This is a genomic window from Vibrio sp. 2130-1, from assembly GCF_033339515.1.
Genome location: NZ_JAWOUT010000004.1, coordinates 343,341 through 368,686, shown reverse-complemented (window position 1 = coordinate 368,686; position 25,346 = coordinate 343,341). Strand labels below are relative to the sequence as shown.

The 25,346-nt window shown below is 44.9% G+C and carries 21 protein-coding genes; 7 read left to right on the top strand and 14 right to left on the bottom strand.

From position 1 onward, the window contains the following. Window positions 1-27: 27 nt before the first annotated feature. The 11 genes from nirD to R7Q09_RS08305 form a co-directional block, all read right to left on the bottom strand. Window positions 28-363 (bottom strand): nitrite reductase small subunit NirD, encoded by a 336-nt coding sequence (gene nirD / locus R7Q09_RS08355; protein WP_005387555.1) that lies wholly within the window; start codon window positions 361-363, stop codon window positions 28-30. Beyond that, window positions 364-2,883: a nitrite reductase large subunit NirB gene (nirB, locus tag R7Q09_RS08350; RefSeq protein ID WP_318070642.1), complete on the bottom strand. Its 2,520-nt coding sequence runs from the start codon at window positions 2,881-2,883 to the stop codon at window positions 364-366. Window positions 2,884-2,893: 10 nt separating this feature from the next. After that, on the bottom strand, window positions 2,894-3,730 hold the full coding sequence (locus tag R7Q09_RS08345; RefSeq protein WP_005387561.1) for an ABC transporter ATP-binding protein: 837 nt from the start codon (window positions 3,728-3,730) through the stop codon (window positions 2,894-2,896). Between the two features lie 11 nt (window positions 3,731-3,741). Next, entirely contained in the window at window positions 3,742-4,707 is a 966-nt protein-coding gene (locus R7Q09_RS08340; protein WP_005387563.1) for an ABC transporter permease, read from the bottom strand. A gap of 72 nt (window positions 4,708-4,779) precedes the next feature. Continuing rightward, complete coding sequence (locus R7Q09_RS08335; protein ID WP_005387573.1) at window positions 4,780-6,144, bottom strand: CmpA/NrtA family ABC transporter substrate-binding protein; 1,365 nt, start codon at window positions 6,142-6,144, stop codon at window positions 4,780-4,782. Window positions 6,145-6,409: 265 nt separating this feature from the next. Beyond that, window positions 6,410-6,991, bottom strand: coding sequence for an ANTAR domain-containing response regulator (locus R7Q09_RS08330; protein WP_031781127.1), 582 nt, complete (start codon window positions 6,989-6,991; stop codon window positions 6,410-6,412). A 73-nt stretch (window positions 6,992-7,064) separates the two neighbouring features. Further along, window positions 7,065-7,982 carry a dienelactone hydrolase family protein gene (locus R7Q09_RS08325; protein ID WP_318070643.1) on the bottom strand — a complete coding sequence of 306 codons (918 nt, stop codon included), beginning with the start codon at window positions 7,980-7,982 and terminating at the stop codon, window positions 7,065-7,067. Window positions 7,983-8,211: 229 nt separating this feature from the next. Next, on the bottom strand, window positions 8,212-9,165 hold the full coding sequence (locus R7Q09_RS08320) for a glycosyl transferase family protein (protein WP_318070644.1): 954 nt from the start codon (window positions 9,163-9,165) through the stop codon (window positions 8,212-8,214). Beyond that, window positions 9,162-10,067, bottom strand: a complete 906-nt coding sequence (cobA, locus tag R7Q09_RS08315; protein ID WP_318070645.1) for a uroporphyrinogen-III C-methyltransferase — start codon at window positions 10,065-10,067, stop codon at window positions 9,162-9,164. The genes R7Q09_RS08320 and cobA overlap by 4 nt, the downstream gene beginning before the upstream one ends. Window positions 10,068-10,087: 20 nt before the next feature. Beyond that, window positions 10,088-12,751, bottom strand: a complete 2,664-nt coding sequence (locus tag R7Q09_RS08310; protein WP_318070646.1) for a nitrate reductase — start codon at window positions 12,749-12,751, stop codon at window positions 10,088-10,090. Window positions 12,752-13,043: 292 nt separating this feature from the next. Beyond that, window positions 13,044-13,478, bottom strand: coding sequence for a GNAT family N-acetyltransferase (locus R7Q09_RS08305; RefSeq protein WP_238952593.1), 435 nt, complete (start codon window positions 13,476-13,478; stop codon window positions 13,044-13,046). Window positions 13,479-13,857: 379 nt separating this feature from the next. Between R7Q09_RS08305 and R7Q09_RS08300 the strand changes: the two genes are divergently transcribed. The 5 genes from R7Q09_RS08300 to R7Q09_RS08280 all read left to right on the top strand — a co-directional run bounded on the left by R7Q09_RS08300 (window position 13,858) and on the right by R7Q09_RS08280 (window position 20,487). Continuing rightward, on the top strand, window positions 13,858-15,114 hold the full coding sequence (locus tag R7Q09_RS08300; protein ID WP_017820237.1) for an aromatic amino acid transport family protein: 1,257 nt from the start codon (window positions 13,858-13,860) through the stop codon (window positions 15,112-15,114). Between the two features lie 612 nt (window positions 15,115-15,726). Beyond that, complete coding sequence (locus R7Q09_RS08295; RefSeq protein WP_318070647.1) at window positions 15,727-17,640, top strand: tetratricopeptide repeat-containing diguanylate cyclase; 1,914 nt, start codon at window positions 15,727-15,729, stop codon at window positions 17,638-17,640. Window positions 17,641-17,650: 10 nt separating this feature from the next. Next, window positions 17,651-17,992 (top strand): hypothetical protein, encoded by a 342-nt coding sequence (locus R7Q09_RS08290; protein WP_258641602.1) that lies wholly within the window; start codon window positions 17,651-17,653, stop codon window positions 17,990-17,992. A gap of 248 nt (window positions 17,993-18,240) precedes the next feature. Next, window positions 18,241-20,019 carry a S8 family peptidase gene (locus R7Q09_RS08285; protein ID WP_318070648.1) on the top strand — a complete coding sequence of 593 codons (1,779 nt, stop codon included), beginning with the start codon at window positions 18,241-18,243 and terminating at the stop codon, window positions 20,017-20,019. A 12-nt stretch (window positions 20,020-20,031) separates the two neighbouring features. Next, a complete protein-coding gene (locus R7Q09_RS08280; RefSeq protein WP_025767689.1) occupies window positions 20,032-20,487 on the top strand; it encodes a hypothetical protein in 456 nt (151 codons plus the stop codon). Window positions 20,488-20,633: 146 nt separating this feature from the next. Here R7Q09_RS08280 and R7Q09_RS08275 read toward each other — a convergent pair whose 3' ends face one another. The 3 genes from R7Q09_RS08275 to R7Q09_RS08265 form a co-directional block, all read right to left on the bottom strand. Beyond that, window positions 20,634-21,563, bottom strand: coding sequence for an SRPBCC family protein (locus R7Q09_RS08275; protein ID WP_005375849.1), 930 nt, complete (start codon window positions 21,561-21,563; stop codon window positions 20,634-20,636). Between the two features lie 137 nt (window positions 21,564-21,700). Next, a complete protein-coding gene (locus tag R7Q09_RS08270; RefSeq protein ID WP_017634216.1) occupies window positions 21,701-22,942 on the bottom strand; it encodes a sensor histidine kinase in 1,242 nt (413 codons plus the stop codon). Beyond that, window positions 22,914-23,582, bottom strand: a complete 669-nt coding sequence (locus tag R7Q09_RS08265; RefSeq protein ID WP_053303698.1) for a response regulator transcription factor — start codon at window positions 23,580-23,582, stop codon at window positions 22,914-22,916. Before R7Q09_RS08265 ends, R7Q09_RS08270 begins: the two co-directional genes overlap by 29 nt. An 89-nt stretch (window positions 23,583-23,671) precedes the next feature. Here R7Q09_RS08265 and R7Q09_RS08260 point away from each other — a divergent pair, with 89 nt between their 5' ends. Together R7Q09_RS08260 and R7Q09_RS08255 are read left to right on the top strand one after the other, a co-directional pair. Next, window positions 23,672-24,871: a DUF5666 domain-containing protein gene (locus R7Q09_RS08260; protein ID WP_318070649.1), complete on the top strand. Its 1,200-nt coding sequence runs from the start codon at window positions 23,672-23,674 to the stop codon at window positions 24,869-24,871. A gap of 149 nt (window positions 24,872-25,020) precedes the next feature. Then, window positions 25,021-25,317, top strand: a complete 297-nt coding sequence (locus R7Q09_RS08255; RefSeq protein WP_017634219.1) for a hypothetical protein — start codon at window positions 25,021-25,023, stop codon at window positions 25,315-25,317. Window positions 25,318-25,346: the final 29 nt, after the last annotated feature.

Genomic DNA, 25,346 nt, shown 5'->3' with positions numbered 1-25,346 from the left:
TCATATCGCGCAAGCTAATTTCGAGGATCATTCTTCGACTAAATAACAAACCTGATTATCGTCGATCGTTACTTGCCACGTTTTTAGGCAGTGCGCATCGTCTTCCAAACACTGCCCACTCTTTAAACTGAAGTGTTGTTTGTATAGCGGTGATGCAACACACATCTCACCATCGATATCACCGACAATCCCTCGACTCATCACATAAGCCTTACCAATTGGGTCCCAATCTTGAACGGCGTAAACACCGCTATCAGGAATGTAGAATAGCGCGACATGCTCGCCTTCAATCAACACCGTGGCACCGATGAACGGCATTAGGTCACCAAGCTGACACAATTTCACTTTGGTTAAAGCTGCCATTTACACCTCCTGTTTCACTGGAATACGCTGACCGCGCACACGTTGGTACGGTAAGACTTTACTGCCCGACGTGCTGTTCAAGAAAGGACGGAAGCGTTGCAATTTTTGAGGATTATCCAACGTACTCTTCCACTCACATTGATAAGTATCTACGACTCGCGCCATTTGTTCATCCAAAGAATCACATAGATTCAGATAGTCATCCAAAATCACTTGTTTAAGGTAATCTAGGCCCCCTTCCATGTTCTCCATCCACACTGACGTGCGCTGCAAGCGATCAGCGGTGCTGACGTAGAACATCAAGACTCGGTCAATCATGGTGATCAACTCTGGTTTGGATAAGTCGGATGCAAACAAATCAGCGTGTCTTGGTCTCATGCCGCCATTACCACACACATATAGATTCCAGCCGTTTTCAGTGGCGATCACCCCAATGTCTTTACTTTGCGCTTCTGCACACTCGCGAGTACATCCCGATACGGCAAACTTAAGCTTATGGGGCGCTCGCAATCCTTTGTAGCGGTTCTCTAACTCAATGGCTAATCCGACCGAGTCATCAACACCATAGCGACACCAAGTAGAACCCACACAAGATTTCACGGTGCGCACCGACTTGCCGTAGGCGTGCCCTGTTTCAAAACCAGCATCGATTAAGGTTTGCCAGATTTCAGGAAGCTGTTCTAACTGCGCACCAAATAAATCCACGCGCTGACCGCCAGTGATCTTGGTGTATAGATCGTATTGCTGAGCAACTTCGCCTAGCACGATAAGTTTGTCTGGTGTGATTTCGCCGCCCGGAACACGAGGCACTATCGAGTAAGAGCCATCTTTTTGCAGGTTAGCCATGAAAGCATCGTTAGAATCTTGCAGAGATTGATGCTGTGGCTCCATGATGTGTTCATTCCACAAAGAAGCAAACACAGATGCCGCTGTCGGCTTACAGATATCACACCCATGCCCTTTGCCATGCAGTGCAATTAAGGTGTCGAAGTCTTTAATCTGTTCTACTTGGCAAATATGGAACATCTCTTGGCGACTTAACTCAAAGTGCTCACAAAGGTGGTTGTTAACCTCTACCCCCATGGCTGCCAGTTGAGTATCCAATACCGACTTGACCATATTGCTACAGCCACCACAGCCAGTACCGGCTTTGGTGTTGGCTTTAAGGTCCGTCAGGTTTGTAGTGCCAGCTTGTATCTCGGCAACTAAGTCGCCTTTTGTGACGTTGTGACAAGAACAGATGATGGCGCTGTCTGGCATCTCTCCATCAAGCATTCCGGTATCAAACAACAGGTTCGCGGCGTGGTCTGGTAGAACCGTTTTGTTCAAATAACACTGTAAGAGCGCATCGTAGTCACTGTTGTCACCAACGAGAATCGCACCAAGCAATTGGGTGCCGCTCGCATCAACCACCAGCTTTTTGTAGATGCCTGCAACCGCATCTTGCAACACCATTTCTTGAGCGCCTTCGGTTTGCATTTGTGCATCGCCGATAGACGCCACATCCACCCCAAGCAGCTTGAGCTTGGTGCTCATGTCTGCGCCTTTAAAACCTTCGCTTGGCATACCAGTCAAGACATCGGCAGTGGTTCTCGCCATGGTGTAACCGGGTGCGACTAAACCAAAGATCTTCTGCTCCCAAAGGGCACATTCGCCAATCGCGTAAATGTTCTCATCGCTGGTTTGGCATTGGTTATTAATCACAATGCCGCCTCGCTCGCCTATTTCTAGCTCAGCCAGCCTTGCCAACTCATCTTGAGGACGAATGCCTGCGGAGAAGACAATCACATCCACTTCGAGAGGATCTTTGTCTTTAAACACCATACGATGCTTAGCCGTTTCACCATCGCAGATTCGTTCCGTACCCGTTGAGGTGTGAACGGTTAGCCCTAGCGCTTCAATCTTCTCTTTTAGCACTAAGCCAGCACCATCATCTAACTGTACAGGCATCAGGCGAGGCGCAAATTCAATGACGTGAGTTTCTAACCCCAATAGTTTGAGTGCGTTTGCCGCTTCTAAACCCAATAAGCCACCGCCAATCACTGCACCTGTTCTTGCACCTTCACATGCCTTTTTGATCTGTGAAAGATCATCAAGCGTGCGGTAGACAAACACATTGTCGCGGTCTTTACCTTCAATTGGCGGCACAAATGGGTAAGAACCGGTCGCGAGCACGAGTTGGTCGTAACCCAGCACATCTTCACCATCAAGAAGAATGCGCTTTTGTTCTCTGTCGATGCCTGTTACTTGGCTGCCAAGTACGAGTTGGATGCCATGTATGTCGTACCATTCTTGGTTACTCAGCATTAAATCATCATGAGACTTACCCGCAAACAAAGAGGACAACTGTACACGGTCATACGCGATAAAACGCTCTGCACCAATCACGGTAATTCGGTGCTCCAAATGCGCGTTTTTCTGCACCAACTGCTCGACAAGGTGTTGCCCGACCATACCGTTACCTACCACAACGATGTGGCTCAATGCGTTCTTTACTGGAATCGTTAAAGGACTGTTCATCGCTGCCTCCTTATGCCGTTTGCGCTGCGGTTTTGGGTTTGTCTTCTTTCGAAGCAGGAATCTCGACTTTGGATTGCTTCTCGTAAAGAAACTTCAGCACCGCTTGTCGACACTTCTGATACTGCGCATCATCCGCCAGTGCTACACGCTCACGAGGGCGCGGTAGATTCACTTCTAACACTTCACCAATGGTTGCTGCTGGTCCGTTAGTCATCATCACGATTTTGTCAGATAGCAGCACGGCTTCATCCACGTCATGGGTAATCATGATGACGGTATTGTTTAGCTCGGCTTGAATCTTCATCAGTGCATCCTGCAAATGCGCACGAGTTAACGCATCCAACGCGCCAAATGGTTCATCCATCAGCAAAACCTTTGGTTGAAGTGCCAGTGCTCTCGCGATGCCGACTCGCTGCTTCATACCACCCGAGATTTCATCCGGTTTTTTGTGCGCGGCATGCTGCATTTGAATCAACTCCAAGTAGTGATTCACTTGTTCCTGAATCCACGCTTTGCCCTTTTTGACTGCAATTTGTTTTACTGCAAGCTCAACGTTTTGATACACGGTGAGCCAAGGCAATAATGAATGGTTTTGGAACACCACTGCGCGGTCAGGTCCCGGTCCAGCTACTTCTCGTCCATCGACGATCACGCCGCCATCTGTTGGCATGTGCAGCCCTGCGACTAAGTTCAATACCGTTGATTTACCACAGCCAGAGTGACCAATTAGGGATACAAACTCGCCTTTATTGATTTGTAAATCGACGTTCTTAAGCGCGATGAACTCGCCATCTGGCGTTGGGAATCGCATCCCTAAACGCGTTAGATCTAATAATGCTTTTTCCATGATCTTTTCCCTTATCTCAACGCTTGTTGTTTATTCCAAGACAGCCACTTTTGAAGTTGCAACATGCCTCTATCGAGCATCAATCCAATAAAGCCGATCGTGATGACGGCGACCATAATACGACCCAATGATGCCGAGCTGCCGTTTTGGAATTCATCCCAAACGAACTTGCCTAACCCTGGGTTCTGAGCGAGCATTTCTGCCGCAATCAACACCATCCAAGCGATACCTAAAGAGAGACGTAAACCGGTGAAGATCATTGGAATGGCAGAAGGTAAAACGATGGTGCGAATGTGCTGCCACCACGAAAGTTGAAGTACTTTGCTCACGTTGACCAAGTCTTTATCAACGCTCGTTACGCCCACGGCGGTATTAATCAGCGTCGGCCATAAGCTACACAGCGCCACTGTGATCAGAGAGTTAATGAACGACTTAGCAAACATCGGGTCATCACTCACATAAGTCGCACTTACAACCATAGTGACGATAGGCAGCCAAGCCAAAGGTGATACGGGCTTGAGCAATTGAATGATTGGGTTGAACGCTTGATACAGCCCTTGATTAAGACCAAGCACGATGCCAAGCGGAATCGCAATAACCGTCGCCAACAGAAAGCCTGCAGTCACAGTCACTAAGCTTGTTATGATTTGGTCGAAGAACGTCGGTTTACCTGTGTAAGGACGAATCTTCACTTCCGCATCCGGATTCTTGACTAACTTCGCAGCATTGCGTTTTTCCTGACGTTCGATAAACGCTTGTTCCTTTTCTCGCTCTTGCCAATGGTCATCGACAAGGTTGCTGAACTGCTGAAAAGTTTGCACAGGCCCCGGTAGCGTACCTAATGAGGTTTGCACTTCTCTCGCTGCTAAGTGCCACATTGCCAAAAATATCAGCAAACCAATGACGGGCAAAAGTACCAACCGACTTCGGTTCACTACCTGCTTAGCAGGAAAAAGGGAAATGACATTACTAGACATACTCACTCCTAAGAAATTTACATCCTTGTTGCCACAAGCGAATCCCCTCGCCTGTGGCGTTTATCGTTATGGTTAAACCTTGTCTTTTCCTTTAAGCCCGATAGAGAACTTCTCTAGATATTTATTTGGCTCGCGACCGTCATAAACGATGTTGTCGATAAAGTGTGTTTGTGGTGCACGGAAACCATCTTCAGCACTAAAATCTGGGAAGTCTTTTTTACTCAACACACCATCTTCAATTAGCGCTTGAGCCGCTTGTTGGTAAATGTCCGGTCGGTAAACCTCTTTTGCGACATCCATGTACCAATCATCGGATTTCTCGCTTGAGATCTGTCCCCAGCGACGCATTTGGGTCAGGTACCAAATCGCATCGCTGTAATACGGATAAGTGGCGTTATGACGGAAGAACACGTTGAAGTCTGGCACGTCTCGTTTGTCGCCTTTCTCGTATTCAAATGTGCCCGTCATCGAGTTAGCAATAACTTCGGCATCGGCTCCAACGTATTCGCTTTTTGATAGCATCTTCACTGCCTCTTGGCGGTTGGCATTGTCGTTTTCATCTAACCAATGTGCCGCTCGAATCAAGGCTTTCACTACGCGAATGTGCGTGTTTGGATACTTCTCAGCCCAAGCTTTAGAAACACCAAATACTTTCTCTGGGTTGTTCTTCCAGATCTCGTAATCGGTCACGACTGGTGTACCAATGCCCTTGAACACAGCTTGTTGGTTCCATGGTTCGCCAACGCAGTAGCCTTTGATTGTGCCCGCTTCCATTGTGGCTGGCATTTGTGGTGGCGGTGTAACACTCAAAAGAACGTCAGCATCCAACTGGCCACTGTTATCGCCTGATTCTGGTGCGTAAAAGCCTGGATGAATCCCGCCTGCCGCTAACCAATATCGCAACTCATAGTTGTGCGTCGATACCGGGAACACCATGCCCATGTTGAACGGTTTGCCTTTATCCAGATAGCTGTCGACCACAGGCTTCAGTGCATCCGCTTTGATTGGGTGAACAGGTTTGCCATCTGGTTGTTTTGGAATGTATTGCTTCATCTGCTCCCAAGTATCATTGGAAACCGTGATTGCGTTGCCGTTCAAATCCATACTGAACGCGGTAATCACTTCTGCTTTTGTGCCGACACCAATCGTCGCGCCCAATGGCTGACCAGCAAGCATGTGCGCGCCAGCCAGCTCACCGTCGATGACTCGGTCTAAAAGCACCTTCCAGTTTGCTTGCGCTTCTAAAGTGACGTACAAACCTTCGTCTTCAAAAAAGCCTTTCTCATAAGCAACCGCCAGCGGTGCCATATCGGTTAACTTAATAAAACCAAACTTCAGGTCTTCAATTTCTGGCTCACCCAACTCTGCCTTTACGCTGACCGTGGTGAATACCGATAACGAAATTGCTGACACTTTCAGCATCGAACTCCATTTCATTGGTTTGCTCCCATAAAAAAAGCGCCACTACTCCGAAGAGCAGTAGCGCCGTTGCTAAGTCTACAATTACCGCCGTTGATAATTGAGATAAGCGATTCAACAATAAACCCATACCTACTAATCCAATTACTGTGCCAACTTATTTTTCACAGTAAATACAATGAATTAGTTTATTCTACCGTTTCTTATTCCCTGCTATTGCTTGCTGATAGTGCAACACGCACCACGTTAGAAAACACACTCTAACCCCAAAGTGGTAAGGCAACTAATCAAGTACCTCCAAAGTCATAATCAAATTCTTGGCAACTTGTGCGAGCGTTTGGCTCGATTGCATGGCTGAATTTCTAAGCGCTTTATAAGCTTGCTCTTCATCAACGCTGTGCATCTTCATCAGCAGACCTTTGGCTTTTTCCACCAGCTTGCGCTCTTCGATCTTATGGGTCAGCGATTCAATTTCCGATTGCATACTTTCGAATTTCGCTCTCACTAATGTCGCATGCTCAATCCAAGGTTGAAGTGCAAACTCACTATCGTGCGGCATAAGAACATAGTCCATTTTCTCTGATAACCGATTGATATCATTGGATGATAATTGCTTTAAGACGATAAGAAGTGGTGCCGATTTTCTGCGGCAGAAATCGACGATCAAACGCAGTTCCGCGGTTGGTTGCTGCCATCCAACCACAACGCTTGCTGAGGGTTCTCGTTGCATTAACGTTTCTAGTTGTGCCAATTGGCAACCGATGATGTTGTCGTAATCTTTGCTCAATAAGCCGGACAATCGAGCCTGCTCTTGGAGGCTATCACAACATACTATGATGGGTGTTTTTGACGTTGATTGAGTCATGCACATTCCTTGTTTATATCTCACTCACTAAGAGAGACATAACAAGGAATGTGCCAACTAAAATAGACGCGTTTTAACTAGAGGCGAGATGTTCTTTGAAGAAGCCGAGTGTGCGCTCCCAAGCGAGTGCTGCTTCTTCCGGTGCGTAGCGTGCTGTTGAGTCGTTATGGAAGCCGTGGTTGACGTTCTCATACATTAACGCTTGATACTGTGCGTCGGTCGCAATTAACTGCTGCTCATAAGCAGGCCAAGTGTCGTTAACACGCTTATCGAGCCCTGCAAAGTGAATCATTAATGGCCCTTTGACTTGCTTTTGGATCTCTTGCGCCGCTGGTGTTCCATAGAAAGGCACACCTGCATCGAGTTCTTCTGGCATAACTGCTGCAAGCATGTTGACAATGTATCCACCGAAGCAGAATCCAACCGCGCCCAATTTACCGTTACCACCCTCGTATTGCTTAAGGAAGCTAGCCGCTGCAATAAAGTCTTGTTCGATCTTGGCTCTGTCCATCTCTTTCTGCATTGCGCGACCTTCATCGTCGTTCCCCGGATAGCCGCCAAGTGGATAAAGCGCGTCTGGAGCGAAAGCAATAAAGCCATCTTTTGCAAGTCGCCTTGCGACATCTTTGATATAAGGGTTCAGACCTCGGTTTTCATGAATCACCAACACAGTCGGCGATTTTAAGGTCTTCTTCTGTGGCATCACCAAATAACCACGCCCTTCTCCATGCCCATTTGGAGATGGAAAGGTTTCGTAAGTTGCTTTGATGTCAGGATCGTTAAATGAAACTTGTTCTGCGAGTGCATAATTCGGGGTTAGCGCGTCGACCAGTGCTGTCATGCTAAAGCCAAGCACAGCAAGGCCACCCAGCCTATTTAGAAACTCACGGCGCGAGATTTTTCCGTGGGCGTATTCGTCGTACCAATCGAAGGCTTCTTGTGGGATCGGATGAGAAGCCTTTTCACTAGGAGTGGTATGCTTTAGAACCATTATCCATGTCCTCTGTGTCTTACCATATGGGAATTTCTCATTCTCAAAAGCGAAGCTAAAAACGAACGCGATTGAGGCTAAAACTGCGGTTTCACCACTCTGATACGGAGCAAGGTGGTGAAACACATCATTGGCGAGCTAGGATCTTTTACCTTCTTCAAACAATAGATAATGGATTCAGATTCAACAACTTTGCGTCGTTGGTTTTACATTAATTGACAATAGTGCGTCATTGCTGGCCACAATAGGCTTGCCAGTAAGAGAAGGCACGTTCGAATGCTTTTTCCCTGTCATGCATTTGTGCAAACAAGACCACTGTCATGGTGGCGAGAACCGTATTCGCCATTTGGTTCATGTCATCTTCTGACGTCCCAAACGGGCAGTTCGCAGGCATTGGCACCTCAGACAGCATTTGCTCCGTCCAGTAGTGCGATGTCACGCCGCTTATTTGGCTTAACCATACGGTTTGACTTACTTTCGGGTTGTATTCTGACTCACCCGATTGTCCTTTGAATGACACAACAGCGTGAGCGGTTTGACCAATCTCGTATTCGACTTCAGCATGAAGTTGTTGGAACCCAGGATGGAAACTACCACGAATACCAACCGTCGCCTGCCCCGGATTCAGTGCTCGAACCACGGTATTAATCGGCGTTCTAAGCCCATAACGATTCTTCCAACCGATCATGGTTTCTGCTTGAGGAGCAAACGAATTCAGCGGTAGATACACAATGTTTTGTGTTTCTAACACACGCTTTGCGTCTTCTGCTGATTCCGCTTTCGTAATAGCAAATTTGTCGAGGTAGTCTTCAGCGTGTAAACGACCAGATTGACGGTCGTGATAGCCGTGCATCAGCACTTTATGACCATTATCGGCGAGGATCTTGGCTGCCAACAGGTGCCAAGGTTGACCTGCCGCTTCACGTTTACCTGCATAACATGGCCAGTCGATGTCTGCACCAATAGCAGGCATGCGGGATTGGAATGCTTTCACAAAGCCAGCGATTTCTTGTTGAGTCTCGTTCTGTACGCGGATCAGCATCAACAGCATTGCCATCTGATCGTCGTCGCACTCACCGTTTAGGTATTCATCCATAACTCGAAACGCTTGGTCAAAGTTCAGTGGTTTTCTACCACGTTCGCCACGACCGACTGTTCTAATACATTCCAAAATGCTGCTCATATTCCCTCGTATTCCGTCACTGACTGTACGGTTTCTATTAGTTGTTCGCGCAGTTTGACAACTTCTCCCATCACAATCAATGCTGGGCTCACGCCTTTAAGTGTAATCGATAACTCATTGAGCTGATTGAGTTGGGTAACGTGCACTTGTTGTTGAGGACTGCACCCATGAGTAATGATCGCGACTGGGAAATCTTCTCTCAAACCGGAGTTGATTAAACCCGTTTGTATTTGCGATGACTTTTCTAACCCCATATAGAAGACTAACGTTTGTCCGCTTTGCATCAGTTGGCTCCACGCTTCAAATGCGCCTGTTACCACTTGCCCCGTCACAAAGGTAACGCTACGAGCAACGCCACGATGAGTCAGCGGAATCAAGCTGTTTGCTGAACATCCAATCGCAGCGGTAATGCCGGGAATGACTTCGTACGCGATTGAGTGTTTGACGAGCGCTAATGCTTCTTCGCCTCCACGGCCAAATACGAAAGGATCTCCCCCTTTTAAGCGCACAACTCGCTTTCCTTGTTGAGCGAGCGATACCATCAAGTCACAAATTTCTTCCTGACCAATACTAGGTTGTCCGCATCGTTTGCCCACGTAAATCCAATCGGCTTGTGGCGGAGCCAACTCCAAAATATCTTTGTTAACCAAACGGTCGTACAGCAGAATCTCTGCCGACATAATCGCTTTCACAGCCTTTACGGTTAACAAGTCTGGATCGTGCGGCCCTGCTCCGACAATCGAGACAAAACCTTTGTGGTTCGCGTCTAGGTCTAGTGAATGGTCTTCTAAAAGTTGGTTCAGTTTGCTTGCTTGGTCATGCTTAGAAAAGCGAGACGAGCGTTCTTGTTTCTGACTCGCTTGTCCTTTCTTAAACCAAGATTTTTGATAAGGCGCTTCCATGTGCTTATCCTCTTTGTAACTTACTTTATTTGAATAGCCAGACTTTGCTGGTTCGCTTGCTGTTTGCCCTTTTGATGCTGATGGTTGTCGACCATTTGTTTGATTTGAGAGACGCACGAGCCACAGTTAGTACCGCATTTGAGTTTGTTTTGAAGTTGAGTCAGTGAAGTGCAGTCTTGTTTCTCCATCGCGTCATGTATTTGTTTATCGGTGACGCGGAAACAACTACAAACCAGTTTGGCACTGCTTTGCGATTGAGTGATGGTAAGCAGTTGCGATAGCTCCATCGGCTTGCCAATCAAGCCAGTAAAGTTGGTGTAGTCGGTTTGAATCGGTTCACTAGACACCACTAAAACAGAGCGAATGATACGAACGTCTCCAACAAGGTCGTAATCCACCGCTAGCCAGCCTTGGGCAATATCTATCGTAATTCTGCGGCTCTTTTCCGTTCGACAAAAACTCTGCTTCTTTGGTCGCTTATCGTTTGCAAAGCGCCAGATGCCCAAATTACTTTCTGCTTGAAATGCGCTGTAGAGAAATTTACCGGAATCAAACTGTGTACCGATGAACATACCGTAGTTTTTTACCGCTGTGTCTTGCACTTCAACATAAGATGACTTAAACGCAGGCTGCCCAGAAATAGGGTCTTTTGCGCTGTTTACTATCGCATTAACACTGCTTTCACCGCCATATCGACCCGCCCAGTGCATTGACATAAATAGCTCTTGAAAACCCAAACCTTCATCAATGGCAACTTTGGCATATATACCGGTGTTTGAAGTAGGCTGAAACAGCTTGGTGAGTTGTCCTGCTTTTAAGCGATTTTGAGTGGCAGAGAGTGTGTTCATGTACACGGTTGGTTCTAACTCAGAGGCGGCAAGGTGTGCGATATGCCCTGTGCGCGTCATGGTATGCCATTGGTCGCGTTGCCTACCCGTATTGAGCCACCAGCCTTTTGTTCTCTCTAAACGTGTTGGAGATTCACTGGTCACGACAAAACGCGCTTTTCCATCTTGGTGCGAATAGATTCCATCAGCAAAAGGACGCTCTCCTCCCCATTGTGTCGGCACCCACTCTTCGTATTCTTGCTCGGTTAAGTTGGCGTATTGAGAAAGATCTAGCTTCAATGGCGAATCTGCATTCATGCCTGTCATCGCGGCATATTCTCTGAATACCGCCCGCTCAGAAGTAAACGCAAAGCCATTTTGTGTCTTTTCCAATGCACACAAAGCTTGTCCAACTTGGCTTATCGCCCACCAATCTGATTTTGCTTCACCCGGAGGCGTTTGAAACTGGCGCTGCCTTGAAAGTCGACGCTCAGAGTTGGTTACCATGCCTTGTTTCTCCCCCCAGCCAGCGGCGGGCAGCAACAGGTCCGCGTAATGCGCGACATCCGAATCCGCTGTGATATCGGAAACAATCACAAACGGACAAATCTCTAGTGCACGTTTTACCAATTGGTTATCTGGTAAAGAGACAACGGGGTTGGTTGCCATGATCCACAGAACTTTAATCTCACCACGTTCTAGCGCCTCAAACAGTTCAACGGCTTTTAAACCGGGCTGAGTAGCAATTTCTGGTGAATCCCAAAACGCCTGCACTTGCTTGATAGACTCCGCGTCAAAAGCACGATGAACCGCTAACTGGTTGGCCAATCCACCGACTTCTCGCCCACCCATTGCATTCGGTTGACCTGTAATAGAAAACGGCCCGCAACCTGACTTGGCAATTTTACCTGTCGCCAAGTGTGCATTAATGATTGCATTGCCTTTGTCTACGCCATTTTCGGCTTGGTTTACCCCTTGGCAAAACAGCGTGATTGCTGTTGGGCTTTGCGCAAACCATTGGAAGAATGTCGTGAGTTTTTCTTCTGAAATGCCAATGGAAGACGTTAGATTAGTGACATCGTAACGCAAATCAGAAGCTTCTTCTGCAAGCGCATCATACCCGTCGGTATAGGAATTTATGTATTGAGAATCAACGCATTGCTGCTCAATAAGAAACTTAAGCAGCCCATTAAAAAGTGATACATCCCCATCGTTTTTAATCGGTAGATGCAAATCGGCTTGCTGCGCGGTGACCGTTTCACGCGGGTCAATGACCACCAGCTTGAGGTTAGGATTGCTTTCTCTCGCTTGTTGAATACGTCGGAATAAAACAGGATGCGTCCAAGCGGTATTAGCACCGCAAATTATCAATAGCTCAGTCTTATCAATATCGTCGTAATTGACGGGAACGACATCTTCACCAAATGCTCGTACATGAGCCGCAACCGCCGAAGACATACACAAACGGGAGTTCGTATCGATGTTTGCGCTGCCAACATAGCCTTTCATAAGTTTGTTGGCGACGTAATAGTCTTCCGTCAACAACTGGCCTGACACATACATCGCGACGGAATTCGACCCAAACTCTGCTTTCGCTTGATGAATCTTTTCTGCAATCAGATCCGTGGCTTGTTGCCATTGTACTTCTTGCCCTTGAGGTCGCTGCTTGGTGACAAGCTTTGGATACAGCAAGCGCGAAGGCATATTCAAGCTCTCTGCCAACGCGACGCCCTTTACGCACAGTGAGCCCGCATTTGCAGGATGACACGCATCCCCAACGATTCCTTTCGCATTGACCTCGACACCACATCCAACACCACAATAGGGACAAGTGGTTTTTTTGCATCCTTGCGACATAACACCTCCAGTGTGATTCAGCCCAACTTACTAGCAAAAAAAAGCCTCTCCCGAATCGAGAGAGGCAGCAATGCCTTTAACGCTGTTAGTACATTTTCAAAAAGTAATACCCTATACCGCTCTCGCCTGCTATTAAGAGCGGCGCATCGAGTTATCGATGAACGTTTATGTAAAGCAAGTGAGGTGCCAAGATTAAAAACCCTTACTATACAAAGGGTTAGCTTAAAACCAATTATAGCAACGTAATGCTACGCACTGATTGTGTGCAAATTTCGGTCATTATCGTGCAGTATTACTTTACTAATTCCATAACTAACCTGGATTCTTCGTCACCAAAATAATGCGCTTCTTCTTCTAACGTTTTAAAGCCAAGGGAGAGGTATAAAGACAATGCAGGTTGGTTCTTAGGATCGACAGTCAATTTCACGCTTGAGCCTAACGTCAACGGCTCAATTACGTTTTCTAGGAGGGAACGCGCAATACCTTTACCTCTATGTTGAATATCGACGGCCAATGACATGATCCAATATTGATGTGCATTTGTGCTAGTCGTTAGCAATATATACCCTGCGACCTGCTCTCCCTCTTTTGCTACCAGTAAACTCTCTCCCCAACAATCAAAAGCTTGCCGAAAGAAAAATTGAGGATAGGCGTGTTCTCCAAATAAAGTATTTTCGAGCTTATATATGGCAAATAAGTCCTCTTTTTGCGCAGACAAAATGTCCATTCAATGACTCCTTCTTTAACATGAATGGCAGCAGTATACCTAAATCTCATCTAAATGACGGGACACAAACATCTCAATTAAGTGCTTAAGAAATGTAATATTCTTCCTGAAAATTAGGCCTAACTCACTTAGAACATACATCCGTGATTAAGTTTTAACCGCAAAATCAAAAACCACACAATATTAAAATTTCAACACATACAACCATTAAATACATTAAAATTAAGAACTTTATTCTGGTTTATTGAAAAATTCATAGTTGGATAATTTACAACCACCCCAAATCCACAGCATTATTCACCAAGCTTCGCATGTGATAATAAACACTAAAACCTTTACCATTTTCAGCATTATTATTTTTATAAAAGCGAGTTTTAAAGTGAAAGAATCTCGAAATGCCTTAAATCCTAGTGAAATAAACACAACCACAGCTTGGTCAAAACATGATACACATTGGGTTCTTAGCCTATTTGGAACGGCCGTTGGCGCAGGCATCCTGTTTCTGCCAATTAACCTTGGGATTGGTGGTTTTTGGCCTTTAGTCGCGATGGCAGTACTTGCTTTTCCAATGACCTATCTTGCGCACCGTGGCTTAGCTCGTTTTGTACTATCTTCTAAGATCAAAAACGCAGACTTCACTGATGTAGTGGAAGAGCACTTCGGCGCAAAAGCAGGCCGTTCTATTTCACTGCTGTATTTTCTTTCGATCTTCCCGATCCTGTTGATATATGGGGTTGGAATAACAAACACAGTAGATAGCTTCATGGTAAATCAGGCTGATATGGCTTCTTTACCTAGACCTTTGCTTTCTGGCGTACTAGTGTTTGCACTAATTGCTATTATGATGGCGGGTGAAAAAGTAATGCTACGGGCCTTTGCCATTATGGTGTTCCCACTTGTTGCCATTCTTGCCTTTCTATCATTTTACTTAATACCGAACTGGACCATGCCTGTCATGGATGTGCCAGAAGCGTCAGCTTTTGCTAGCACTATGTGGTTAGCAGTTCCTGTAGTGATTTTTTCGTTTAGTCACGCAGCTGCAATTTCAAGCTTTGCAAATGTACAACGTCGCCATTACGGTAAGCAGGCAGATGCCAAATCCGAAGTTATTCTTCGCCGCACTAGCATCATGCTGATTGCCTTTGTTCTTATTTTTGTATTTTCCTGTGTGCTAACACTGTCACCTGAACAATTGGCTCAAGCAAAAGAACAAAACGTATCCGTATTGTCTTACTTAGCGAACGCAACCGATAATCCATTTATTGCAACACTTGGTCCTTTAGTAGCGTTTGTTGCTATCACTTCATCTTTCCTTGGGCATTTTTTAGGTGCGCGTGAAAGCTTAAATGGTTTAATTAACAAGCATTTTAACCTATCTGAGAAGCGTGTTGATCGTATCAGCGTGGCAGCACTGTTCTTCTCAATCTGGGCGGCGGCGATCATGAACCCAAGTATTCTTGGTATGATGGAAGCATTGTCAGGGCCTGTTATTGCAATGATCTTATTTATTATGCCAATGTTAGCGGTGTATAAAATCGAGGCGATGAAACAATATCGAGGAAATGTCTCTACTTACTTTGTTCTAGCAGCAGGCATTGTGGCGGTAAGTGCATTGATTTTTAGCTTCTTCAGCTAATAACTAAAGACTAGCTTGGATTTTCAGGGGAATACCTTACACAAGGTTAAGGTGATTCCCTGAATTTTCTTACTCTTTAAAAGGTAATCATCGTTACCCTTGACTCTTAAATAAGAGCGAAAACACCCGCAATCATAAGTACTGAAGCGATGCAGGTACGGCCGATAATGCCGAAGTGCGAAGGTTGAATCATTTCATTATGCATAGTTAATCTCCTATTTATTATAAATAGCCATTTTTTATTGGCTTAATAACACTATGTCTAATATCCAGTTTTTTAACAACCCATACAAACATTAAATATTTATGACAGAAACGTAATTTTTTACACTTCACCCTGATTTCGAGCGATGAATCCGCGGCTTAAATCATTAGATTGAGTCCACCGAATATGCTCACTTACCTTCCATCGTTACCCTACCTATGCCATCTTCCAATCATTACATAAGTTTTCAATAGATTTTGTTTTTATAAATCATAATATTATAGAGATCCTTCTCGTCTCTCACTCCCAAAGCACTTTGCCACTGGGAATCCATCCGCACTTAACCAAGAAGAAATGGTAGACTTAACTGGTATTCGGTTAAGAGATCACATTTTATTAATACGCTCATGCACTTCTCAATTAAAAAACTGGCTTGCGCACTTTGTACTGCACTTGGACTTTTCTTGCATCCGACCAACGTACTGGCGAGTACCGAAAAGCAAGCTTATCTGGAAGAACACATTTCAGCAGAAAGCAAGCCCATGTTAAAACTCTACTTTCGCTCGATGGGTAAGCCGCGATCAATTCAAAAAGATGAGTTAAATGCGCCACAGAATGCATCAGCGGAGTCTCTTGCTCTGTATTACTTTGCACGAAAGTACCTTAAGCGTTACGAAGGCGTTCCATTACCGAAAGATATGCCCGATTTAATCGAATTCGGTAAAAAGCACCATTTGGAATGGGTCGTCGCTGAAGCACAGCTCAATAAGGCTGTAACAATGATTGAGCAAGACGATAACTGGAACGCAGAATTGTTACTCCATGACGTTGTTTCTACAGCCCGTGATCTTGGTTATCTAGCATTAGAAGGCCGTGCTTACCGCTGGTTAGGCAATCTAGAAGTATCTCGAAATCAACTACGCAGTGGCCTAAAATATTATCGCAATGCCTATGAGTTATTAGAAAAAACAGTATTTGAAATACAAGTCGCGATGACACTGAACAACATTGGGACGGTCTACATCGATGCATCAGATTGGGCTCGGGCCAACAGTTACCTAACGCAAGCTCTCGACACTTACCTAGAGAGCGAATATCAATACGATAATAGCTTTTTTATGGGGGTTATCTACGCAAACCTTAGCATCGTTCACTCGAGCCTCGGAGATAACAAAAAAGCGGAATATTATTTCAATGAAGCCATTCGACTTTCAATGCAAACGGGGTCGGACACAGTCAAGCACCACTCTTTATCCAGCTTTTCACAAATGTTGAGCTCGGTAGGAAAAATTGATGATGCATTAATGGTCGCACAGCGTTGCGTAGACCTGCCCATTCCAAAAAATCTAGAAATGCTAAAAACGTCTTGTTACGAGGCATTTGCAGAGGCTTACCTCGCAAACAAACAATACGATAAAGCTATTACAACAGCACTTAACGTTCTAGAACAAACCAAATCAACCAGTGAATTAGAGCTGCGTCAGCGTATTGATATGCTTTCGGTACTGGTAAACGCTCATCAAATTCTTAATGACTATGAAGCGGCTTTTCATTATTTAACCCAATTAAGAGAGCTAGAGGCTGAGTTTTCTCATCATATTCATGGTGAAGAGATGATTAACATTAAGTTTGACCTCGAAGCTAAGTTAGCCCAGAAAGAACTCAAATTGCTAGAAACAAAAAATGCGCTACAAGCCTCTGAACTGCGTTCACAGCGCTATCGAGAAATGTTCTACTTTATCGCTATTGCGGCAATTGGAGTCGTTGGTTTTCGTTACGTACTGCGCGTTAGACGTATTAATAAAGCACTCACTCAAGAAAATACTACCGATCCATTAACTCAACTGCATAACCGTCGCTATCTTCACATTTGGTTGGACAAAATGGCTCGTAGAAGCCCAGATAGAACATTTGCCTTAGCCGTTTTAGATGTCGATCATTTTAAAACCTTTAATGATCAATATGGACACGATATTGGCGATAAAATGCTGACTCATATTGCCACGCTATTTAATGAATCCACTCGCTCTGGTGACCTACTCATTCGTTGGGGTGGAGAAGAGTTTGTCCTATTATTCGAAGTACAGCGAGTTGAAGATTGCGCTAAGTTTTTGGAGCGATTGAGATATACTGTTGAAAACACGCCATTGGTGGTTGACTCCAAACCATTAAACGCGACAATTTCCCTTGGAGCAGTGGACAAACTGTCGGCACAAATAATTAAACAAGAATGGGATCAGTGGTTTTTCTTGGCAGACCAAGCTTTGTATGATGCGAAGCAAGCTGGCAGAAACCAGTTCATCATTCACCCTACATCATAAAAAAGCACACATGAAAAAAAATCTAATCATTATTACTTTTGCGCCTCTATTTCTTATGGCGTGCAGTAATCAGCAAGCATCTCAACTGGGAATGCGCAGCAGCAGTGTCAACGTATATGCCCAGCAAATGAGTAACACTCAACTATGTGAAACTCTCTACTACAACCGTGCAACTAACCAAACCAAAGTGGCGATTGGTGCTGAGTTCAATCGACGTGGATTAAACAAAAAGTGGTGTGATAAAGAATTCGATAAGTTGTACATTAAAAAATGGATTAATAACGTGCTGCCTAAGGAAAAAGCCGAAGCTAAAAAACCAATGGCAACTATTCAACCCGCTTCAACTAAATAACTCCTCTCTTGAAGCAGACGGTACACTCGTATTTTCTGCTTTTCACTTTTCATGCATGTTCGATACGACATATAAAAACCTCATAGTTTCAGCAAATTAACAAAGACTTATGTTGTCTATCGAACTTTTAATGTAAACAAGTTGTAAATGGTTTTCGTCCTTATTCTTTGTCGTTAGCTTTGTTTGTTCCTGTTAGCGGAATATGAAACAGGAACTAAAAAATTCCAAACAAAGACATGAGGTCAAAAATGGAAATACGCATTAATCGCCTATTTGCTGCTATGTTGGCAGTAGGCATTGCACCTGCCGTCTCGGCGTTTGATCCACTCTATTCTGAACAATGGCACTTAGACAACACGGGGCAAACTGCGTTTGCGGCTAATCCTGCTGTTGCTGGGAACGACTTAAACACTAAGCTCACTCAGGCAATGGGGATTGCAGGTGTTGGTGTGAAAGTTGCCGTTATTGATTCTGGAGTGCAGATCGATCACCCCGACCTTGCAGGTAATATAGTTACAGGTAGCAGAAACTTCGTCGAAGACTCTTCATTCCCACCAAGTTATCCGGTTGATACTAATGGTCATGGCACTGCTGTAGCCGGTTTGATTAGCGCCGTCGGCAACAACGGTGAAGGCGGACGCGGTGTCGCTTCTCACTCTTCCCTCATCGGTTTTAACTGGTTAGCCAACCAGACATTAGAAGGCTGGTTAATCTCCCATGGCATGGACCCAGCAACACGCGATGTTCGCGTATTTAACCAAAGTTACGGTTTCAGCCCTATAAACCCGATTACTTTTGATGAAAGCGACCCTCAGCTAAAACTTGAAATGGACGTGATGAAAAACGTCAGCAACAGTAACGCCTGGGGTCGAGGTGCTGTATTTGTAAAGTCAGCAGGTAATGGTTACCGCTATTTCAATGCAGGGCGATTCTTCGTATTGCCAAGTAACTTCTTTGCTGGTGGAGACAATCAAGGCTTACCGATGCACAACTCTGCTCAGTCTTATGATAACGCCAATTACTTCAATTTAGTCACTAGTGCACTACGAGCGGATGGTACGCGAGCGAGTTACTCATCGGTGGGTTCGAACGTGTGGGTTGCAGCACCAGCAGGTGAATATGGGCAAGATTTCCCTGCTATGGTCACCACTGATTTAATGGGTTGTGAAGAAGGGCAAAATACCAGTGAAGGCCTTGGCATTAATGGGTTACACGGCGGAACGGAGCTCGATCCGAACTGTAACTATACCAGTACGATGAACGGAACCTCATCGGCTGCGCCAAACACATCGGGTGCCATCGCGGCAATCATGTCAACCAACCACGCACTTTCTGCTCGTGATGTACGTGCTTTACTAGCGAAGACAGCAAAAGTAACGGATAAAGCGCATCCAGGCGTACAGCTTGAATTTACTAACCATAAAGGTGAACAGGTTAGCTACGAGGCCATTGCCCCTTGGCAGAAAAACGCAGCAGGCGTAGATTTCCATACTTTTTATGGCTTCGGTGCTGTAGATTTAGATGAAGCGATGCAACGTGCCCGGATGACGAATCGTGTTTTACCAGCTCAAGTCATTACGCCATGGGTTAATAACGCTACAGAAGTAAGTGTACCCGATGCAAGTCTAGTTGGTGGTTCTTCAAGTATCGCCATTGCCGATGAGCTGACAGTAGAATCCGTTCAAGTGACATTGACATTGGACCACGCTCGTCTGCCCGACTTAGCTATCGAGCTCATTTCGCCATCAGGGACTCGTTCCGTTTTGCAAACACCGCGCAATGGTCTTGTTGGTCAATCTCTTGATCCAACGATTACAGGCTACAAAGATCAATTAATGTTGTCTAACCAATTTTATGGCGAAGATGCAAAAGGCGAATGGACGTTGCGAGCAATAGATACGAACGGCGATGAAGTCTATTCTTACATTGCATATTTCAATTCTTCCACCATCTATGACGTTCCGATGGCAAACAACGCTCAGCCCGGTGTTATTAAGAACTGGTCGATGCGCATATTTGGACACTAAGGAGTCAATAACATGAAATACAAATCATTTTCTATGCTGGCTCTCGTTATCATGACGTCGAGTGTATACGCTGAGCAACAGCTCTCTCAACAACCTGCACCAGAACTGTTTGTGCCATCAGAAGCGGTTGAGATTAATGGCCAAGATTATCGAAAAGTGCAAACTGGCACTGTTAGAACCCTATCTGAAGACGTAAAACTTCAAGCGGGTGATGAGGTGTTTAAGAATGCGTTTAGTAACGTATCCAAAGCCACTGGACTGGTTTATATCACCGTAAACAATCCTAACGAAGCGAAAGCAGTCGCCAAAGAGTTAAAATTAGAAGTTATCTTCGCAGAAGGGGAATCAGCGGTGTTAAAAGCATCTCAAGATCAAGATCTGCTAAGTATTAGCGACTACCTAAACGCAGACAGCCGGGTAAAAGCGTCTAAAATTGAACTAAACAGCGGTAAATACCGTGCACAATAATTCTCTAACAAGAGAAGTTGGCCTGTAAAACCATGCCTCAGCGATTGCTGAGGCATTTTTTCGGGTAGGAACAGATACGCTATTATTCTTTAGTAACATTTCGCATAACTAGTATGATACCTAAACACCCTACTCGCCTGCGCCTGTCATTTCTTAAACAAAATAATTTCCGTTCTTAGCTCTTCTTCCGTGGTTTCCTTCGGACTATTCAGATAGCGTTCGATTCCTAAAGGACTGGTTTTGACTTTCATACCACTCTGACGAACCAAGTTCATCGCTAAAGCCCATGCATTTCCCAAAAACTGATATTCACCTCGGTGTTCAACGACAAATGTTTCACTCTCAGGAATGGTACCGGTAACCGCCCCTTGAGGCGCTGGTACTGAGTTATGAAGAGGAAAGCAAGTGATAAACTCGAATGTACCTTTCTGCATATCCATCGACTGGTAATAACAAAACAATTCACCATTCACGGATAGGGTTTCGTCACTAATTAACTGTTCTAGTTGCTGAACATGCTTCTCAATTACCGAACCTAATTCCTGCAAGCTAGCCACACCCTTGATCCCAATATAATGAATTTGAGGCAACGTTCGGTTCCCAATTTCGACTAAGTCTGAATGCACTCTTCCGGTTTCAAGCTTACTTTTAAGCATGCGTAACCCACGTTGATAATCCATCTCTATCATCGACTTAAACATACTTTTCAGAAAGAACAGATACCAAGGGACGCGAGATTGCATTTGCCATTCGACTAAACAGCCATTTTGTGACGGCGTCACGATTAGAGTCACCTTTCCATGGCTCTTGATTGGACGAAAGAAATGCAGCTCCATATCTAATCGATGCTCTTGAGTACTTTCCAGTACAATCGCGCCAGTCCCAATACGCTGACCATTCCATTGATAACCAGCTCCAACGTGGCCCTGATTATCACTGAATGTCAGCTCGCAGCTTGGTTCAAGAATGATCCATGGTGACCAGCTGGGCCAGTGTTTGAAGTTCTTGAGATAGCCAATAATTTCACTTTGATTCTTATTAATTTCAATACTTCGGCTGACCTGATAAGAGAGCATAACGGTTCCTCGAGTTTCCGCTTCACTAACTTCAGTCTAATTCAAATTCCAGTTTTTTCTTGTTTGACTGCGGGTTAGATGCGTACGACAAGAAAAAGCCAGAGCGTTAAGTCTCACTTGAATCAATACGCACAAAGCTAAGAGCAGAACTCCACTTTTGCACTAAATCGAACACCATCATCGTCCAGTACTAACGCCCACCCCATCCGTTCACATATTCGTTGTACGATAACAAGCCCACAACCATAACCAGCGTTGTACGTCTCGTTGCCATCGTGACGGTTTAGGATCTTAAGCGCATGACCTTTCAACTCAATTTCAATATCTCCCACACTATAGCTAAAGGCGTTTTTAATCAGATTGTTGATTACAATGGTCACAAAACTCTCCGGTGCCTTCACTACACCACTATGTTGTTCGTGCAAAGCGTAGTTCGAATCTTGCTTGGCAAATAAAGGAGCCAGCTCTTCCAGTTGTTTTTGTAAACAAGTAAGAAGCTGATGCTCTCCGTAATGCTGAGGCTCTATTTTCTCTTTACCAAGTAAGAGAAACGCTTCTGTCAGTACACGCATCTCGTCACAAGCTGACTGCATCCTCGTGATGGCTTTTTGCGCAACTCGAGGTTGATCAGGAAGACGCGTCAGAATGTCTGTTGAGCCTTTAATCACCATGATTGGCGTTCTCAACTCATGCGATGCAAAACGGCTAAATTCTTGTTCTCGTTTGAAGTAGCCCGCGATATCGTTCTTATTATCCAGCAAAGTCTGCTCTATCTGGCGTGTTTCGCTGAACTTAGTTTCAACTTGGAAAGCGGGTTGATCCGGTGACATTTGGCTAATTTTGTCTTCAATTTGCGCTAATGGCCGAGACAATATTCGCACCATGTAAATGCCATACCCAACCATGACAAATGAAAACAAACCACCGAGCAGCAGCGTAAACTGATGCAGCGAGCTTTCGTATTCGTCCAAGTAATCATCTGAGTCATCTTGAAATACAATGTACATAAGCCCCTTCCCTGAGGGATGGTTCAATACAACAAAGTGTTTATCTTCTTCACCAAGCAGGTATTCGTAAAAACCAGGTGAAGTAAAAGAGAGCAACCAATCCGGTGTCGGAGCTTCACTCCAATATGAGTTGAACTCCAATACGTTTGGCAATGGCGCATCCCAGCCCTGTTTCTCGAAATTCTCACTATAAAGCGCAGCTTCAGTATCGAGCCAGTGATGTAAACTCAGCACTTCCAGTTTGTTTTCTGCCACATAAATCAGCGACCAAAAAAGAGTAAACATCACAAACGTCATGACCCCAAAACCCCAACGGATCTTGCGATAAATGCTTGGATATTCGTTATGCTTTAAGTCGGTAACCTTGTCCATGAATAGTCTCTAATCGTGATTCTTCAAAACCTTTGTCTAGCGCGGTTCTTAAACCGTAAATATGGCTACGAAGTGCATCACTTCCGGGTGGTTCGTCTCCCCACACACTATCGATCACTTCTGTGCGCGAGACCGCTGCTGGAGCACGTTGGAGGAGCAATTTTAAAATTTTAGTTTGAATTCGACTCAGCTTAATTTCTTTGTCTTTTCTCGTTACTTTTCCTGTACGCGCATCTAAACAAATATCTGCAAATTTGAGCGCTCCGATATCTTGTCTTGGACCACGATTAGCCAAAGCATGAACACGCAAACTGAGCTCTTCCATCGCAAATGGCTTCATTAAATAATCATCTCCCCCCGCTTTAAAAGCCGCGATTTTGTCATCTAGCGTATCTTTTGCCGTTAGGAAGAGAATTGGCGTTCCACATAACTTATCTTGTCGAAGCTTCTGTACCGTACTGATGCCATCGAGCTTCGGCATCATGATATCCATGATGATTACATCGTAATGATTTTCCTCGATTAACTTAATCGCAGCCTCTCCATGAAACGCACAATCGATAATCATGCCTTCTAGCTCAAGATAGTCTGCAATCGTCTCCGAGACGTTATGGTTGTCATCTACAATTAAAATTTTCATAAAATCACATTTCTTCACGATCTCTTCACGATATGCCCAATAAGATACAGGCAATTTCCTAAACTCGCTCGTAAATTGAGGTTAATACAATGAAAAAACTCGCTCTTATTTCTGTAGTAGGTTTGGCATTGTCTGGTTGTGGTGGTTCAGGTGGTGGCAGCAATAGCGATAGCACACCAACTCAACCAGCAGTGAAACCAAGTGTAGCGATTGGCTCTGTTGAAGCGGTCAACGCTGAAGAAAGCACGTTAACCGTCAATGGACATACGTATCGTGTGTCTGAGGTGGTTTATGACGACACACAAGTGCAATTGGCCGATGTAAAACCAAAAATGGTGGTTCGCGTGGGGTCAGATATTCGGCAAGCTTCGGACAATGGCGTCCGAGTCACACTTGAACCAACCATTACTGGACGTGTTACAGCAATTGATTATGTGAAGAAAACATTTACGGTAAACGGCGTAGAGCTGCAGTTTGACGATTTAAGTGATGATATAGAAGTCAACGACTGGGTAATGGTGTCATCATTGCCAACTGCTGATGCGGGTTATCGAGTGTTGTCTGTGGTCGAACTCGACGTAGATAACGATTACCCAGTACTTGATAACGACTACGAACTGGAAGGCCGTATTACCAGTATCGATGAAAATGCTGGAACATTTAAGTTAGGTGGAAAAGTAACGGTGGCATATAACAACATTAGCCAACTTAGCATCGGCCAATGGGTGGAAGTAGAAGGTGAAATGCAAAACGGCATCTTCATGGCAAATGAGGTAGAAGTTGAAGGCTACGACGTCATAAGCAATGACAGCGATGTGGAAGGTATCGTGACTTGGGTTGCAAATGACTACAGTGAGTTCTCACTAAACTACCGAGGTGCACTCTTCATCGATAACGCAACACGATTTGAAGATGGCAGCAAAGCGAACCTAAAACAAGGCCAAGAAGTGGAAGTAACGTCTGTCGTGAAAAATGGCAAACGCATCGCTACCGTTATTGAGTTTGAGCAACCAGACTTTGACGATAACAACCAATGGCAAGGTAAAGAATTTGAATGTGAAGGATACGTATCAAACTACGATGCTGAAGCAAGAACATTTGAAATCGAGCATTGTGAGAATGATGCTGATCAAGTACTAAGTAACACCACCGTTGTGATTGATGCACAAACACGCTTCCAAGGCATTGAAGAACTTAACCTAAATGGTGCTCGTGTCGAAGTCGAAGGTGTGATCATTAACAACCAAAATATTGCCCGTGAAGTGGAGTTAGACGTTTACGACAACTAATCCCTTCTACGCTTAAGAAAAAGTGTCACTTCGGTGGCACTTTTTCTTTTCACCTTACTTTGCTTCCCAAGCTCAAACCAACAAATTCTCAGCCAAAGCCTTTTCTCTCCGTTACACTTTACCTATGTTCCACAAAATTGGTGACAACTATGAAAAAACGCAACCTCATTTTGTTAATCTTGTTTTTTGGTTCAGCCACGAGCTTAGCTAGCGTTATGGATCCTGACTGCGATGCAGAAAAGGCAGCTAAAGCCGCTGCGACAAAAGCCGTGGTTGGTGTTGGTGGTCGCTGTACGCCTAAAGAGGCACTGAAAGATACCGCAGTTGATGCAGGAAAAGACAAATTGCCAGATGAAGGGATGGCGGGTAAAGCTGTTGATGCAATGACACCAGAAAAAGAGAAGAAAACGGTGAAAGACGTAACCAAAAAGCTCAATAAAGATTGATACGCTTTCTTGTCGTTAACTTTAATAGC

What these genes read in the sequence shown, in the direction of transcription:
- nirD (WP_005387555.1), bottom strand. Translation starts at nt 363, where the DNA reads ATGGCAGCTTTAACCAAAGTGAAATTGTGTCAGCTTGGTGACCTAATG.
- nirB (WP_318070642.1), bottom strand. Translation starts at nt 2,883, where the DNA reads ATGAACAGTCCTTTAACGATTCCAGTAAAGAACGCATTGAGCCACATC.
- R7Q09_RS08345 (WP_005387561.1), bottom strand. Translation starts at nt 3,730, where the DNA reads ATGGAAAAAGCATTATTAGATCTAACGCGTTTAGGGATGCGATTCCCA.
- R7Q09_RS08340 (WP_005387563.1), bottom strand. Translation starts at nt 4,707, where the DNA reads ATGTCTAGTAATGTCATTTCCCTTTTTCCTGCTAAGCAGGTAGTGAAC.
- R7Q09_RS08335 (WP_005387573.1), bottom strand. Translation starts at nt 6,144, where the DNA reads ATGAAATGGAGTTCGATGCTGAAAGTGTCAGCAATTTCGTTATCGGTA.
- R7Q09_RS08330 (WP_031781127.1), bottom strand. Translation starts at nt 6,991, where the DNA reads ATGACTCAATCAACGTCAAAAACACCCATCATAGTATGTTGTGATAGC.
- R7Q09_RS08325 (WP_318070643.1), bottom strand. Translation starts at nt 7,982, where the DNA reads ATGGTTCTAAAGCATACCACTCCTAGTGAAAAGGCTTCTCATCCGATC.
- R7Q09_RS08320 (WP_318070644.1), bottom strand. Translation starts at nt 9,165, where the DNA reads ATGAGCAGCATTTTGGAATGTATTAGAACAGTCGGTCGTGGCGAACGT.
- cobA (WP_318070645.1), bottom strand. Translation starts at nt 10,067, where the DNA reads ATGGAAGCGCCTTATCAAAAATCTTGGTTTAAGAAAGGACAAGCGAGT.
- R7Q09_RS08310 (WP_318070646.1), bottom strand. Translation starts at nt 12,751, where the DNA reads ATGTCGCAAGGATGCAAAAAAACCACTTGTCCCTATTGTGGTGTTGGA.
- R7Q09_RS08305 (WP_238952593.1), bottom strand. Translation starts at nt 13,478, where the DNA reads ATGGACATTTTGTCTGCGCAAAAAGAGGACTTATTTGCCATATATAAG.
- R7Q09_RS08295 (WP_318070647.1), top strand. Translation starts at nt 15,727, where the DNA reads ATGCACTTCTCAATTAAAAAACTGGCTTGCGCACTTTGTACTGCACTT.
- R7Q09_RS08290 (WP_258641602.1), top strand. Translation starts at nt 17,651, where the DNA reads ATGAAAAAAAATCTAATCATTATTACTTTTGCGCCTCTATTTCTTATG.
- R7Q09_RS08285 (WP_318070648.1), top strand. Translation starts at nt 18,241, where the DNA reads ATGGAAATACGCATTAATCGCCTATTTGCTGCTATGTTGGCAGTAGGC.
- R7Q09_RS08280 (WP_025767689.1), top strand. Translation starts at nt 20,032, where the DNA reads ATGAAATACAAATCATTTTCTATGCTGGCTCTCGTTATCATGACGTCG.
- R7Q09_RS08275 (WP_005375849.1), bottom strand. Translation starts at nt 21,563, where the DNA reads ATGCTCTCTTATCAGGTCAGCCGAAGTATTGAAATTAATAAGAATCAA.
- R7Q09_RS08270 (WP_017634216.1), bottom strand. Translation starts at nt 22,942, where the DNA reads ATGGACAAGGTTACCGACTTAAAGCATAACGAATATCCAAGCATTTAT.
- R7Q09_RS08265 (WP_053303698.1), bottom strand. Translation starts at nt 23,582, where the DNA reads ATGAAAATTTTAATTGTAGATGACAACCATAACGTCTCGGAGACGATT.
- R7Q09_RS08260 (WP_318070649.1), top strand. Translation starts at nt 23,672, where the DNA reads ATGAAAAAACTCGCTCTTATTTCTGTAGTAGGTTTGGCATTGTCTGGT.
- R7Q09_RS08255 (WP_017634219.1), top strand. Translation starts at nt 25,021, where the DNA reads ATGAAAAAACGCAACCTCATTTTGTTAATCTTGTTTTTTGGTTCAGCC.